14 protein-coding genes are annotated in these 13,424 nt (G+C 61.6%); 4 read left to right on the plus strand and 10 right to left on the minus strand.

The genetic code is table 11. The annotated features are described in order from the left end of the window. Positions 1–22: 22 nt before the first annotated feature. Entirely contained in the window at positions 23–970 is a 948-nt protein-coding gene (locus M1D87_RS01550) for a choline ABC transporter substrate-binding protein (RefSeq protein WP_003257486.1), read from the minus strand. Positions 971–1,423: 453 nt separating this feature from the next. On the opposite strand from M1D87_RS01550, the gene M1D87_RS01555 reads away from it, so the two are divergent. Next, positions 1,424–2,800: an L-serine ammonia-lyase gene (locus M1D87_RS01555; protein ID WP_039613186.1), complete on the plus strand. Its 1,377-nt coding sequence runs from the start codon at positions 1,424–1,426 to the stop codon at positions 2,798–2,800. Positions 2,801–3,256: 456 nt separating this feature from the next. Continuing rightward, positions 3,257–4,363 carry a choline metabolism transcriptional regulator GbdR gene (gene gbdR / locus M1D87_RS01560; protein WP_015268639.1) on the plus strand — a complete coding sequence of 369 codons (1,107 nt, stop codon included), beginning with the start codon at positions 3,257–3,259 and terminating at the stop codon, positions 4,361–4,363. A gap of 119 nt (positions 4,364–4,482) precedes the next feature. On the opposite strand, the gene M1D87_RS01565 is transcribed toward gbdR, so the two are convergent. The 5 genes from M1D87_RS01565 to choX form a co-directional block, all read right to left on the minus strand. Further along, positions 4,483–4,740, minus strand: a complete 258-nt coding sequence (locus M1D87_RS01565; RefSeq protein WP_003257487.1) for a hypothetical protein — start codon at positions 4,738–4,740, stop codon at positions 4,483–4,485. Between the two features lie 419 nt (positions 4,741–5,159). Then, positions 5,160–5,636 (minus strand): thioesterase family protein, encoded by a 477-nt coding sequence (locus tag M1D87_RS01570; RefSeq protein ID WP_039613187.1) that lies wholly within the window; start codon positions 5,634–5,636, stop codon positions 5,160–5,162. 10 nt (positions 5,637–5,646) lie between these two features. Then, the gene (locus tag M1D87_RS01575; RefSeq protein ID WP_013970500.1) at positions 5,647–6,612 is read right to left on the minus strand and encodes an L-carnitine dehydrogenase; all 966 of its coding nucleotides are present in this window, start codon (positions 6,610–6,612) and stop codon (positions 5,647–5,649) included. An 18-nt stretch (positions 6,613–6,630) separates the two neighbouring features. Then, positions 6,631–7,515, minus strand: a complete 885-nt coding sequence (locus M1D87_RS01580) for a beta-keto acid cleavage family enzyme (RefSeq protein ID WP_024088001.1) — start codon at positions 7,513–7,515, stop codon at positions 6,631–6,633. Positions 7,516–7,636: 121 nt separating this feature from the next. Then, positions 7,637–8,581 carry a choline ABC transporter substrate-binding protein gene (gene choX, locus M1D87_RS01585; protein WP_013970502.1) on the minus strand — a complete coding sequence of 315 codons (945 nt, stop codon included), beginning with the start codon at positions 8,579–8,581 and terminating at the stop codon, positions 7,637–7,639. A gap of 147 nt (positions 8,582–8,728) precedes the next feature. On the opposite strand from choX, the gene M1D87_RS01590 reads away from it, so the two are divergent. Beyond that, positions 8,729–9,673: a GlxA family transcriptional regulator gene (locus tag M1D87_RS01590; RefSeq protein WP_421091526.1), complete on the plus strand. Its 945-nt coding sequence runs from the start codon at positions 8,729–8,731 to the stop codon at positions 9,671–9,673. Positions 9,674–9,776: 103 nt separating this feature from the next. On the opposite strand, the gene M1D87_RS01595 is transcribed toward M1D87_RS01590, so the two are convergent. The 4 genes from M1D87_RS01595 to M1D87_RS01610 form a co-directional block, all read right to left on the minus strand. Beyond that, the gene (locus tag M1D87_RS01595; protein WP_123085402.1) at positions 9,777–10,028 is read right to left on the minus strand and encodes a bacteriocin immunity protein; all 252 of its coding nucleotides are present in this window, start codon (positions 10,026–10,028) and stop codon (positions 9,777–9,779) included. Positions 10,029–10,279: 251 nt separating this feature from the next. Further along, positions 10,280–10,831 (minus strand): hypothetical protein, encoded by a 552-nt coding sequence (locus tag M1D87_RS01600; protein WP_123085401.1) that lies wholly within the window; start codon positions 10,829–10,831, stop codon positions 10,280–10,282. Positions 10,832–10,897: 66 nt separating this feature from the next. Beyond that, positions 10,898–11,614: a hypothetical protein gene (locus M1D87_RS01605; RefSeq protein WP_232880987.1), complete on the minus strand. Its 717-nt coding sequence runs from the start codon at positions 11,612–11,614 to the stop codon at positions 10,898–10,900. Positions 11,615–11,729: 115 nt separating this feature from the next. Next, positions 11,730–12,131 (minus strand): lysozyme inhibitor LprI family protein, encoded by a 402-nt coding sequence (locus M1D87_RS01610; RefSeq protein WP_013970506.1) that lies wholly within the window; start codon positions 12,129–12,131, stop codon positions 11,730–11,732. Positions 12,132–12,418: 287 nt separating this feature from the next. Between M1D87_RS01610 and M1D87_RS01615 the strand changes: the two genes are divergently transcribed. After that, positions 12,419–13,396, plus strand: a complete 978-nt coding sequence (locus M1D87_RS01615; protein WP_003257506.1) for a dipeptidase — start codon at positions 12,419–12,421, stop codon at positions 13,394–13,396. Positions 13,397–13,424: the final 28 nt, after the last annotated feature.

The raw sequence follows: 13,424 nt of genomic DNA on the forward strand, positions 1-13,424 counted from the left end.
GGTAGCGCTATTGCGTATTTCGTTATTGCGTCAGCTTGGCCTTGGCCGCCTCAAGGCCGGGTTTGCCATCCACGGTGGTTACGCCGGCCAGCCAGGCATCCAGTTTGCCAGGGTTGTCCTTGAGCCACTTCTTGGCAGCCGCCTCGGGTTTCATCTTGTCGTCCAGGACATAGCCCATCATGGTGCTTTCATCCTTGAGCTCGAACGACAGGTTCTTCAACAGCTGGCCAACGTTGCTGCATTCCTGCACATAGCCCTTGCGGGTGTTGGTCAATACGGTCGCCTTGCCGAAGTCGGGGCCGAAGAATTCGTCTCCGCCGGTCAAGTACTGCATCTTGAAGCGGGTGTTCATCGGGTGCGGTTCCCAGCCGAGGAACACGATGGCCTCGCCGCGTTTCTGCGCGCGGTCGACCTGCGACAGCATGCCGGCCTCGCTGGACTGAACGATCTTGAATCCGGCGTCCTTCAGGCCGAAGGCGTTCTTGTCGATCATGCTCTGGATGGTGCGGTTGCCATCGTTGCCGGGCTCGATGCCGTAGATCTTGCCGTCCAGTTCCTGCTTGAACTTGGGAATGTCGCTGAAATCCTTCAGGCCCTTGTCATACAGCGCCTGGGGCACTGCCAGGGTGTACTTGGCGTTTTCCAGGTTGGCGCGCACGGTTTCCACGGTGCCGGCGTCGCGATACTGCTTGATGTCGTTCTCCATGGTCGGCATCCAGTTGCCGAGAAACACGTCCAGGTCCTTGCCGGTGGCCAGCGACTTGTAGGTCACCGGTACCGAGATCATGGTGGTGTGGGTCTTGTAACCCAGTGCTTCGAGCACAACGCTGGTGGTCGCGGTAGTGACCGTGATGTCGGTCCAGCCGACATCCGAGAACCGTACCGTCTGGCATTGCTCGGGTTCGGCGGCCTGGGCCAGCAAAGGCGCGGACAGCAACGCAACCAGCAACAGCGAGGGTGAACCTTTCATGGATGGACTCCTGTGATTTTGTCTTCGGGTTCGCGTGGGTCGCCGGGCTTTCTCAGGGTCCGGTCGACCAGGCCTGCAGAGGGCAGGATGCGTGGCCGTGCTTTACGAGTCGCTTTCGATAATCCTCCAGCGCCGGGCAATCGCCTACTGGTGGGGTCGTAACCAGTACGGAACGGGTCGTATCCAGTATGGGCGATGTCGTTTATGGATTTTTCCACCCCCTCAGCCGCATTTTTACGTCACCAGGCCGCCGTAAAGCGGCGTGGCAAGGGCAGCTCCCCGGTTGAAAACAGCGCGGCGCTGCTGGACAAAAGTACGTCGGTTGCAGACGGCGAGGGGGTTGGTAAAAGCCCGATGATGCGTGCATTCAAGGCGGCCCGCTGCTTCAGCCTAGCAGTTGCCCCGCCCTGCGCATGGCGCGCAGAGACAAGCCCAGCAAGAGGTGATTCGACAATGGCCATCAGCGTGTTCGACCTGTTCAAGATCGGTGTCGGGCCCTCCAGCTCCCACACCGTAGGCCCCATGCGTGCTGGCGCCCTGTTCGTCCAGGGCCTGCGCGAACGCGGCGAGCTGGAACGTGTGAAGCGGATCGAAGTGCGCCTGTATGGCTCGCTGTCGGCCACAGGTGTGGGGCACGGCACCGACAATGCCACCATCATGGGCTTGATGGGTGAATGGCCTGACGCCATCGACCCGACCCAGATCGTGCCGCGTATAGCCGACCTGCGCGAAACCAACACCCTGCAGCTGGACAGCCGCCTGCCCATCGAATTCGTCTGGGCCCGCGACATGCTGTTGCTGGACGAGAATTTGCCGTACCACCCCAACGCCATGACCCTGGTTGCCGAAGGCGAACAGGGCGAGCTGCACCGCGACACCTACTACTCGGTGGGTGGCGGCTTCGTGGTCGATGCCGCCCAGGCCGCCAGCGGCGTGCTGGATGCTGACCAGACGGTGCTGCCTTACGATTTCAATAGCGCTGCCGAACTGCTGCGCCTGTGCAAGCAAAACGACCTCAGCGTGTCGCAATTGATGATGGCCAACGAGAAGGTCTGGCGCAGCGAGGAAGAGATCCGCGCCGGCCTGCACAAGCTCTGGGAAGCCATGCAGGAATGCGTCAACAACGGCCTCAAGTACGAAGGCACGCTGCCCGGCGGATTGAACGTGCGCCGCCGCGCCGCCAAGCTGCACCGCAGCCTGCAGGAAATCGGCAAACCCAACGTGATCGGCTCGACCATGAGCGCCATGGAGTGGGTCAACCTGTTCGCCTTGGCGGTCAATGAAGAAAACGCTGCCGGCGGGCGTATGGTTACCGCACCGACCAACGGTGCGGCGGGCATCATCCCGGCGGTGTTGCACTACTACATGCGCTTCAGCGATGCGGTGGACGAGTCCAGCGTGGTCGACTTCTTCCTCGGTGCTGCCGCGGTGGGCATCCTGTGCAAGAAGAACGCCTCGATCTCTGGTGCCGAAGTGGGTTGCCAAGGGGAAGTCGGTTCGGCTTGCGCCATGGCAGCGGCGGGGCTTGCCGAAGTGCTGGGCGCGACCCCGCCACAGGTGGAGAACGCTGCCGAGATCGCCCTGGAGCACAACCTGGGCCTGACCTGCGACCCGGTCGGTGGGTTGGTGCAGGTTCCGTGCATCGAGCGCAACGCGATTGCCGCGGTCAAGGCCATCAACGCTGTGCAGATGGCCCTGCGTGGTGACGGCGAGCACTTCATTTCCCTCGACCAGGTGATCCGCACCATGCGCGATACCGGGGCCGACATGCACGACAAGTATAAAGAGACTTCGCGCGGTGGTTTGGCGGTCAGCGCGATCGAGTGCTGATAGCTTGACCGGACCTCAAGGGCCTCTTCGCGGGTGAAACCGTGAAGAGGCCCTTGAGTTTGACGCAGGTGCAGCACAGCCCCCCAATGCATCCTTATGGTGCAGTGCGACGCATACCAATCGTCGGGTGTCGTAATCAGTGCGGGCATTGTCGGTGACACTCAAGAGTGTCGTTTCTGGGCATCCTACACTGCGCGTGTCACCAAATTGCTCAGCCATTCCACGCACACCGCCTAGCACGCCCGTTCTACGATGATTGACCAACTCGATCAAAGCACCTGATTTGCCTAACAAAGGCGTCGTTTTCAGGTTTTTTTGGATGGCCGTTCAACTTCAGGCACGGCGTTTGCGTAGAGATTGGTACCAAGGCCCCCACACATGAAACCGGGGCCATACATAACAAGAAATCAGTGCTCGCCTGAGGCACCCCCTGCATTTGTGTGAGGAGAAATCGCGATGACGTCGTACACCTCCGGGAACCCAACCCAGAACCGCACAGCCCCCCAGTCCATCGGGTTTCTCCTATTGGACAATTTCACCCTGATTTCCCTGGCGTCGGCCGTCGAGCCGCTGCGCATGGCCAACCAGCTGTCCGGCCGCGAGCTGTACCGCTGGCACACCCTCACCGCCGATGGTGGACAGGTGTGGGCCAGCGATGGCTTGCAGATAACCCCTGACGCCGCGATGCACAGTGCGCCTCCCATCGATACCGTGATTGTTTGCGGCGGCGTGGGCATCCAGCGCAGTGTCACCCGCGAGCATGTCACCTGGTTGCAAACCCAGGCCCGCCAGTCGCGCCGCCTGGGCGCGGTATGCACCGGCAGCTGGGCCTTGGCCTGTGCCGGGTTGCTGGATGGTTTCGATTGCAGTGTGCACTGGGAGTGCCTGGCCGCGATGCAAGAGGCTTTCCCGCGCGTCAACATGAGCACCCGCCTGTTCACCCTCGACCGTAACCGCTTCACCAGCTCCGGCGGTACTGCGCCGCTGGACATGATGCTGCACCTGATCAGCCGCGACCACGGCCGTGAACTGTCGGCGGCGATCTCCGAAATGTTCGTCTATGAGCGCATCCGCAACGAGCAGGATCACCAGCGCGTGCCGCTCAAGCACATGCTTGGCACCAACCAGCCGAAGCTGCAGGAAATCGTTGCGCTGATGGAGGCCAACCTCGAAGAGCCGATCGACCTGGACGAACTGGCGGTATACGTGTCGGTATCGCGCCGGCAGCTCGAGCGCCTGTTCCAGAAGTACCTGCACTGTTCGCCGTCGCGTTACTACCTGAAGCTGCGCCTGATCCGCGCCCGGCAGCTGCTGAAGCAGACGCCGATGTCGATCATCGAAGTGGCGTCGGTGTGCGGCTTCGTGTCTACCCCGCACTTCTCCAAGTGCTATCGCGAGTACTTCGGCATTCCGCCGCGTGACGAGCGCGTGGGCTCCAACACCGCGCAGCAGGTGGCGATGATGCCGATCCCGCAGGCCATGACCCTGTCGCCGCACAGCGGGCCGATGGCGGCCCTGAGCCAGGCGCGCAACGAGTCGACCTTTGCCAGTGTAAGGCTCTGAAACAGCACTGGCCTCTTCGCGGGTAAACCCGCTCCCACAGGTACTGCACTGCTTTTGAATTCAGTGCAGTACCTGTGGGAGCGGGTTTACCCGCGAAGAGGCCAGTACAGGAAAACGAATCAGCCGCGCTTGTTGAACTGCGCCAACGCCGGCAACAGCTGTTTGTCGATGGCCTGGCGCACCGCCGGCAGGATCGTCGCACTACCGGTATACATCTGCTCCACCATCCCCTTCAGCGCCCGTGCATTGGGCTCGGTCAGCCCACGCACCACCGCTTCGCACGCCTGCTCGGCAGTAGCGCCGGCCGGAATCTCGAACCCGCGCGCGCGCAGGTGGCCTGCCAGATCGTCCTGGTCAATCAAATCCGCATGCATCATGGCTGTTGTCCCTTTTATCGCTAAGAGAGTGCTGCTGTGATTTACGACCGATTCTGTGACGCCGGCGACATGCCCGCAACAACAGAATGGCGCCATGGCTGCTTTGGCTAAGAACAGGTCGTTTACGGCTAAATCCAGTGTTCGGGAAGTGCGCAAACTCAAGCCATCTGCCGCAACGGAGGGTTTGGTCACCCTCGTTCGTGTACAGTGGATGTTGCTCGCTCTTGGCCCCGGATGCTCACGGCTTTCCGGGGTTATTTTTTGCCCGGAGCAACACCTCCACCGCTGTTGGCACAATGTCTTGCTCAGTACTTGCAGGCATGCATGCCTCTGTGGGAGCGGGTTCACCCGCGAATGCGTCGGTAGCTTCACCATCGCATTCGCGGGTGAACCCGCTCCCACAGGGTACGCAGTTTTGTTCAGGATCGGGTGTTCAAACCCATCACCCGTCCGACGAACTCAGCCGGGGGCACATCCTGCTGCTCATCCACCAACCCTTGCAGCAACTCGACACTACGCTCACTGAACGGAGCCGACTTCGGCCCCGCCAGGTCCACATGCAGCAGCATCTGCTCACTGGCCGCCAGCGCTTCGGCGAACCCTGCCCGGTGCAGGCTGTGGTACGCATGCAGGCGCTTGCGATCAAAGCCGATGATCTGCGTCTGCACCCATACCTCGGTGCCCAGCTTCACTTCGTGCAGATAGTTGATGTGCGCCTCCAGGGTGAACAGCGAGTTACCGCTCTGGCCGCGGCTGTCGGCATCCAGGCCGATGCGCTCCATCAGCGCGTCGGTGGCGTAGCTGAATATCAGCAGGTAGTAGGCATCGCGCAGGTGCCCGTTGTAGTCGACCCAGTCCTCCTGGACCGGGGTGCGGTAGGTGATCAGTGCGGGCATCGCGGTCTCCTCAGTCGCCGAAAGCCATACCGTGGCTGGCCTTGCTGGTCTTTACCGCTTCCAGCACTGCCAACAGGGTGTCATCACGATAGCGCTCCAGCGCGGCGATGCTGCGATCCGCCAGTTGCACGGATGTCCCTTCGACCACATCGTCGATCAACTTGTCGGTGAGTTCCGGCGCCGGCAGGTAGGTCCAGGGCAGTTTCAACGCCGGGCCGAACTGGGCCATGAAGTGACGCATGCCCGCATCACCACCGGCCAGGGTGTAGGTGAGGAACGTGCCCATGAACGACCAGCGCAAGCCGGCACCGAAACGGATGGCATCGTCGATCTCGCCGGTACTGGCCACGCCGTCGTTGACCAAGTGCAGTGCTTCGCGCCACAGCGCTTCGAGCAGGCGGTCGGCGATGAACCCGGGCACTTCCTTGCGTACGTGTAGCGGGCGCATGCCCAGGGCGGTGTAGATGGTCCGGGCCGCTTCGATGGCTTCGGGGGCGGTGCGGTTGCCTCCGACGATTTCCACCAGCGGCAGCAGGTACACCGGATTGAACGGGTGGCCGACCACGCAGCGCTCGGGGTGGGTGGCCGACTCGTAGAACTCGCTGGGCAGCAGGCCCGAGGTGCTGGAACCGATGATCGCGTCGGGTTTGGCGGCGGCGCTGATCTTTGCGTGCAGGTCGAGCTTCAGGTCCAGGCGCTCAGGGGCGCTTTCCTGGATGAAATCGGCGTCGCGGACACATTCCTCGATGGTGGCGACGAACTTCAGGCGGTCTTGTGATGCGCCTGGGGCCAGGCCTTGTTTTTCCAGTGCCGGCCAGGCGTTGGCGATGCGCTTGCGCAAGGCCTGCTCGGCGCCTGGCGCCGGGTCCCAGGCGACCACGTCCAGCCCGTGGGCCAGGGCGCGCGCGACCCAGCCGCTGCCGATCACGCCACTACCCAGCGCGGCGAAGGTCTTGATCTCGGTGATGAAGGTCATGTTGGGCTCCTGAAAGTGTCAGCGGCGTTTGAGGTTCATCTTTTCCCGGCCTTCGGCCGGGGTCAGCACACGTGCGCCAAGGCGCGAAATGATTTCCACCGCGCGCTCGACCAACTGGCCGTTGCTGGCCAGCACGCCACGGTCCAGGTAAAGGTTGTCCTCCAGGCCCACCCGCACGTTGCCGCCCAGCAGCACCGCCTGTGCGGCCATCGGCATCTGCATGCGACCGATACCGAACCCGGCCCAGGTGACGTTTGGCGGCAAGTTGTCGACCATCGCCTTCATGGTGGTGGTATCGGCCGGAGCGCCCCACGGGATACCCAGGCACAGCTGGAACAGCGGGTCTTCGAGCAGGCCTTCCTTCATCATCTGCTTGGCGAACCACAGGTGGCCGGTGTCGAAGATTTCCAGCTCGGCTTTTACCCCCAGCTCGGTAATGCGCTTGGCGCCGGCGCGTAGTTGTGCCGGGGTGGAGACGTAGATCGAGTTGCCGTCGCCGAAGTTGAGAGTGCCGCAGTCGAGGGTGCAGATTTCCGGCAGCAGCGCTTCGACATGGGCCAGACGCTCCAGTGGGCCGATCAGGTCGGTACCCGCGCCGAACTCCAGTGGTGTTTCACCCGGGCCGATTTCCAGGTCGCCACCCATGCCCGCGGTAAGGTTGACGATGATGTCCACGTCGGCTTCGCGGATGCGCTCCATGACTTCGCGATACAGCGCCACGTCACGGCTGAAGCGGCCGGTTTGCGGGTCGCGCACGTGGCAGTGGACCACGGTGGCGCCGGCTTTCGCGGCCTCTACGGCAGACTCGGCGATCTGCTTGGGTGTGACTGGAACAAGGTGGCTTTTAGAGGCGGTGTCGCCGGCGCCGGTGAGGGCGCAGGTGATGATGACGTCGTGGTTCATGTCGGGGTTCCTTGTGGTGTCTGGTGGCCTTTTCGCGGGTAAACCCGCTCCCACAGGGGACGATGTTGCCCCTGGCATGTGCATGACTTGTGGGAGCGGGTTTACCCGCGAATGGGCCGGATCAGTTGGCAGTGAGGTTTAGGTTGTCGGCAGCCGGCTTGCCATCGAAGGTGGTCACACCCTCCAGCCAGCGGGCCTTGTCCTCGGGGTGGTCCTTGAGCCACTGGCGGGCCGACTCCAGCGCATCCTTGTGGTCGAGCAGTGGCTGCATCATGCGGCTCTCGTCCTCGGCACTGAAATTCAGGTTGGCCAGCAGGCGGTGGGCGTTGGGGCAGCGTTCGGCGTAGTCCGGCGCGGTCACCGTCCACACTGTCGCGCGGCCTTCGTCCGGGCCCAGTGCGTCCTGGCTGTCGCCCAGGTAGACCATGTCGATATTCACGTTCATCGGGTGCGGTGCCCAGCCGAAGAACACCACTGCCTCGTTGCGCCGCACCGCGCGGTCGACGGCGGCGAGCATGCCGGCCTCGCTGGACTCGACCAGCTGGAACTTGCCCAGGCCGAACTGGTTCTTGGCGATCATCGCCTTGATCTGGGTATTGGCGCCGGAGCCTGGTTCGATGCCGTAGATTTTCCCACCCAGTTCCTTCTCGAACTTGTGGATGTCGGCGAAGGTCTTCAGGCCCTTGTCGGCCAGGTACTTGGGCACCGCCAGGGTGGCGCGGGCGTCTTCCAGGCTCGGCTTGTCGAGCACCTTGACCTGTTTGGCGTCGACGAACGGTGTGATGGTCTGGGTCATGATAGGGTTCCAGTATCCCAGGAACATGTCCAGGCGCTTGTCGCGGATGCCGGCGAAGATGATCTGCTGTGAAGCGCTGGTCTGCTTGGTCTGGTAGCCAAGGCCATCGAGCAGCACCTGCGCCATGGCGCTGGTGGCGATGACGTCGGTCCAGTTGACCACGCCCAGACGGACGTTCTTGCAAGCCGCGGGCTCGGCGGCGAATAGTGGGGAAGTGGCGATGCTGCTCAGGGCAAGGGTCAACAGGCTGCGGCGGATCAAGCTGTGCATGGTGGCTCTCCATCGGCAGTGCATATTGTTATTGGGGTTCGACCTCTCTGGGTCGTATGAAGAAGCTACGCTGCTGTCAGGGTGGAAAATCGCACCCTGGCGACCAACATTTGCACGGAGGCGACCACCTTTGCCGTGGAGCATGCAATGCCGCAGATCATTCACTTCCTGTTGTTGCCCGGGTTCTCGGCCATGGGTTTCATCAGTGCCCTGGAACCACTGCGGGTGGCCAACCGCTTCAAGCGCCCGTTGTATCGCTGGCAGGTGTTGAGCCTGGACGGCGGGGCGGTGCTGGCCAGCAATGGCATGTCGGTGAACGCCGATGCAGCGCTGGCGGCGGGCGAGCCTGGTGGCATCCTGCTGATCGTCGCCGGTTTCGAGCCATTGGCCTGTTATGGGCCGGCGCTGCAGCAGGCGCTACGCCGCCTGGACCATGAGGGGGTGGTTCTGGGTGGCATCGATACCGGCGCGGTGGTGCTGGCCGAGGCCGGCCTGCTCGACGGCCACCGCGCCACCGTGCACTGGGAGGCGCTGGAGGCGTTCAAGGAGCGCTATCCACGCTTGCAGGTGACCCAGGAGCTGTTCGAGATCGATCGGCGTCGCATCACCTGCGCAGGCGGTACCGCGTCGATCGACCTGATGCTCGACCTGATCGGCCAGGCCCATGGCAGCGAGCTGGCGGTGCAGGTGTCCGAGCAGTTCGTGCTCGGGCGCATTCGCCAGCGCCAGGACCACCAGCGTATGCAGATCGCGAGCCGTTACGGCATCAGCAACAAGAAGCTCGTGAAGGTGATCGGAGAAATGGAGCGAAATATCGAGCAGCCGCTCAACACCCAGGTGCTGGCCGATGCAGTGCAGGTGACCCGGCGGCAACTGGAGCGCCTGTTCCGCTTGCATCTGGACGACACGCCCAGTGGCTTCTATCTGCGATTGCGACTGGACAAGGCTCGGCAGTTATTGCGCCAGACCGACATGAGTGTGCTGGAGGTGGCGGTGGCGTGCGGGTTCGAGTCGGCGTCGTATTTCACACGCAGCTACCGGGCACGGTTCGAGCGGTGTCCGCGGGAGGATCGGTTGGCCCGGGTGGTGTGACTGGTCCTCGTGAGCCATCGAGGTTCAACTCTCGCCTCCTTGGAAACTTGTTTGGTTAGACGAGGTGGGAGCCCCGATCAGTTTTTTGATCGGGGGACACATATTAAGGTTGAGCAAACCCTGGTTTGCCGTTTGCAGCACGCCAAGCCTTCACCTCGGCCACAATTTGCTCAGGGCTATCTTTCCCTTCCTCTGGGTAAAAAAGAAGATCTGATCCAGCGGGGTGCTCTGACAGTTTCTCAAACTTCTCCACAGCGCTACGGTGAGCTTCGTCGCTAGGGTAGTCAACTAGGTAAATTTTGTTCACAAACTCCAAAAATTCTATTTCTTTAATATTGTTAATCGAATCATTCATCTTTAATCACCTTGGTGATTCAACGTCCCAGACATGTATCAGGAGCATCCGCTGCCTAAGGGGCTGAGCATGGCGCAATCGGTAGGAGGTATCGAGCGAATCGGCCAAGTTGTCTACCGAGCAGAAGCCAAACAGGGTGAAAAAGTAACTGAAATCCTTTACGCGGCCCATGCTCTGGGCCATGCGTTCTGGCGACTAACCTTTGCACGGTGGCGACCACCCTCAGCCGTGGAGCGTGCAATGCCGCCTGGTTAGAACTGATCGAGGTCAGAAAGCGCCTGGAGGCGGTTTTCGACCTGTACTCGTCGCGCCTCGAAAGCCCGGGCGTCGAGTTTCGCGCCCATGTGGTCCAGTTGCAGGGCAAGGCGCGTACGTGGGGCATCCGGGTCGGTCGAACAGCACAGGTTGAAGACGATCGCCAGCGGGCTGCCGCTGTCATCCAGGTCAAATTCGATGCGCAGGTGCGAGCTGGCCGAAGTGCTGCGCAGCAGGGCGAGGTCTGGCTGTTTCAAGCCATTAAGTATGTCGTTGGCAACCCGCTCGAACTTGAGGTTGCGACGCTGGGGCGCTGGAATCCAGCCGTTGAAGACGTCTTGAAACACAGCATCCGTGGGTACGCAGTTGATGCTTTTCGTCGTCCGCTCGATCAGTTCGACACCGGTTTTCTCCAGGCCCTGCAGAAAACGGCTGAACCAGCGCTGGCCATCCTGTTGGCGATCGTGAACCTGGTTGGCTTCCAGTTGCGCCAGGCGCAAGCAGGCGTGAAGGTCTTCCCAGGGTTGGGTGGCAGGTTTGGTGGGCATGCTTTTGGCCCTCGCCGTAGGCGTAGGAAGGGGAACCTGGCGCCGCATGACGGCGCCAGGTGCAGGTCAGATGTCCAATGCCAGGATGTCGAACGCCTGGCTGGCCAACTTCATCCTGACGGCTTCGCGCATGGCGTCGAAGTGGCGAACACTGAACGAGCCCTGTTGCGAGGCCCGGTATACACGGGTATTCGACTTGTCGATGATGCGGCCAGCGGACCCTGCGGCTTTCTCGGCCTTGTCATAGCTCAGCTGAACGCTGGTCATGTGCATGATCGGCAGGCCTTGCGGTGTCATCTCGCAGGCCGAAATCTGAATGGTGCTGGATTTGCCCGAAACGCTCACGCTGCTTTCTTCGAGCAGTTGCTGCGCCTTGGGTGTTTGCACGATCACTTCGAAGGAACGTTTTACACAGCGGCTCAGGCGATGGCTGGCGCCGATCTGGACGGTGACGATCTGCGGCACCAGGGTGGCCAGCGTGTGGGTGTCCTTGTCGATTGCTTCCTCGACATGGGCGGCGCCGGTCAGCGTCCAGCCGAACTTGCCCAGGCCGTCGTTGTAGAAGTTGTACCACTCGCGCTGCTGGGTTTCCTTGTCGAACTTCTTGTTTGCCGACAGGTTCATCAAGCGCATGCCATCGAGCACGTCTTCGGCAACGCTGGCAGGTACATCCGGGGCAAAGATGCAGACGGTGTTGGCAACCATGACGGCGCGTTCTTCGCCTTCTTTCTTCAGGGCGGCAATGGCGCTGTTCATGTCGGTCTTGCTGATAGTAGAGGTCATGTCTTGGTTTCCGATCGAGTTCATCATCGGCACCTCGGGTGAGGCGCCGGGGACGCACTTTGGTTCGGATCGTCAAGACAGATAAGCCGAAAGCCTTTCCTGCCGAGGAACTCCCTTACTGCTGGCCGATGGACTGCAGGTACTCCGAGCGGTCATCGCTGCGTTGTGCCACGCAGGTGTTCCACGCCGCTTCGAACGCCTTGCTGCCCGGTTTCTCGGCATAGGTTTCGACCTTGCAGTCGGCATCGCGCAGTTGCGTCCACAGTTTCTCGGCCGCCTCCATACGCTCGGCCAAGGCGTCTGCCTTGTCGCCTTCGTCGGCGTACTGGTCGCGAATGCGCTGTATCAGGTCGTCATACGCCGACTTAAGTTCACGCTCGGCCGTCTGCTTGTTGAACGCCGCGCAAGCGAATGTCTGCTGGTCGGTCTCGACGTTGTCGCACGGGGTGCTTTCTTCCTCGCCGGCTTGGGCGCCCGATACGACAGCCAGCAATACCAGCCATGCCATTGATTTCATCCGTTTTCTCCTCAACAAGGCTGACGAATCGGCTGGATTCTCGCTCAGCCGCCGACAAGACGATAGCTCCCTGAAGAAATGTTCATGAAACGGTCGGAAATGTCGTTATCGAGACTGTCTCTCATCGCCAGACGGCGCGCCAGAGGGCGCGATGTCGCGCATTGACGCTTTCGGCAAACCCCCTGTCGTTTTTGCATCGGGGCGCCTTTGGGCACAGGCATATGCTGGCCCCAAAGCGCCGGCAATAAGGTTTGGCGCAAACCCATTCAATAAAAGGGGACAGCCTGATGAGCCCAGCCGAACTTCACGCCGACAGCATCGTCATCGACGGCCTGATCATTGCCAAATGGAACCGCGAGCTGTTCGAAGACATGCGCAAAGGCGGGCTGACTGCGGCCAACTGCACGGTGTCGGTCTGGGAAGGCTTCAAGGCTACCGTCGACAACATCGCCGCCAGCCAGAAGCTGATCCGCGATAACAGCGACCTGGTGATGCCGGTACGCACCACCGCCGACATCCGCAAGGCCAAGGAACTGGGCAAGACCGGCATTCTCTTCGGCTTCCAGAACGCCCACGCCTTCGAAGACCAGATCGCCTACGTCGACGTATTCAAGCAGCTGGGCGTGGGCATTGTGCAGATGTGCTACAACACCCAGAACCTGGTCGGTACCGGTTGCTACGAGCGTGACGGCGGCCTGTCGGGCTTCGGCCGCGAGATCGTTGCCGAAATGAACCGCGTCGGCATCATGTGCGACCTGTCCCACGTGGGCTCCAAGACCTCCGAAGAAGTCATCCTTGAGTCGAAAAAGCCGGTCTGCTATTCGCACTGCCTGCCTTCGGGCCTGAAAGAGCACCCGCGCAACAAGTCGGACGAAGAGCTGAAGTTCATCGCCGACCACGGCGGTTTCGTTGGCGTGACCATGTTCGCGCCGTTCCTGGCCAAGGGCATCGACTCGACCATCGACGACTACGCCGAAGCCATCGAGTACACCATGAACATCGTCGGTGAAGACGCCATCGGTATCGGTACCGACTTCACCCAGGGCCACGGCCAGGACTTCTTCGAATACCTGACCCACGACAAGGGTTACGCCCGTCGCCTGACCAACTTCGGCAAGATCATCAACCCACTGGGCATCCGCACTGTGGGCGAATTCCCCAACCTCACCGAAACCTTGCTCAAGCGCGGCCACTCCGAGCGCGTGGTGCGCAAGATCATGGGTGAGAACTGGGTCAACGTCCTCAAGGACGTGTGGGGCGAATAAGCCGCTCTCCAAGCCTGAAAGCCCCTGC

It is taken from the genome of Pseudomonas sp. SA233 (assembly GCF_054792385.1).

Bases quoted from the DNA above. Each gene is read 5' to 3' on its own strand.
- M1D87_RS01550 (WP_003257486.1), bottom strand. From the start codon at position 970: ATGAAAGGTTCACCCTCGCTGTTGCTGGTTGCGTTGCTGTCCGCGCCT.
- M1D87_RS01555 (WP_039613186.1), top strand. From the start codon at position 1,424: ATGGCCATCAGCGTGTTCGACCTGTTCAAGATCGGTGTCGGGCCCTCC.
- gbdR (WP_015268639.1), top strand. From the start codon at position 3,257: ATGACGTCGTACACCTCCGGGAACCCAACCCAGAACCGCACAGCCCCC.
- M1D87_RS01565 (WP_003257487.1), bottom strand. From the start codon at position 4,740: ATGATGCATGCGGATTTGATTGACCAGGACGATCTGGCAGGCCACCTG.
- M1D87_RS01570 (WP_039613187.1), bottom strand. From the start codon at position 5,636: ATGCCCGCACTGATCACCTACCGCACCCCGGTCCAGGAGGACTGGGTC.
- M1D87_RS01575 (WP_013970500.1), bottom strand. From the start codon at position 6,612: ATGACCTTCATCACCGAGATCAAGACCTTCGCCGCGCTGGGTAGTGGC.
- M1D87_RS01580 (WP_024088001.1), bottom strand. From the start codon at position 7,515: ATGAACCACGACGTCATCATCACCTGCGCCCTCACCGGCGCCGGCGAC.
- choX (WP_013970502.1), bottom strand. From the start codon at position 8,581: ATGCACAGCTTGATCCGCCGCAGCCTGTTGACCCTTGCCCTGAGCAGC.
- M1D87_RS01590 (WP_421091526.1), top strand. From the start codon at position 8,729: ATGCCGCAGATCATTCACTTCCTGTTGTTGCCCGGGTTCTCGGCCATG.
- M1D87_RS01595 (WP_123085402.1), bottom strand. From the start codon at position 10,028: ATGAATGATTCGATTAACAATATTAAAGAAATAGAATTTTTGGAGTTT.
- M1D87_RS01600 (WP_123085401.1), bottom strand. From the start codon at position 10,831: ATGCCCACCAAACCTGCCACCCAACCCTGGGAAGACCTTCACGCCTGC.
- M1D87_RS01605 (WP_232880987.1), bottom strand. From the start codon at position 11,614: ATGACCTCTACTATCAGCAAGACCGACATGAACAGCGCCATTGCCGCC.
- M1D87_RS01610 (WP_013970506.1), bottom strand. From the start codon at position 12,131: ATGAAATCAATGGCATGGCTGGTATTGCTGGCTGTCGTATCGGGCGCC.
- M1D87_RS01615 (WP_003257506.1), top strand. From the start codon at position 12,419: ATGAGCCCAGCCGAACTTCACGCCGACAGCATCGTCATCGACGGCCTG.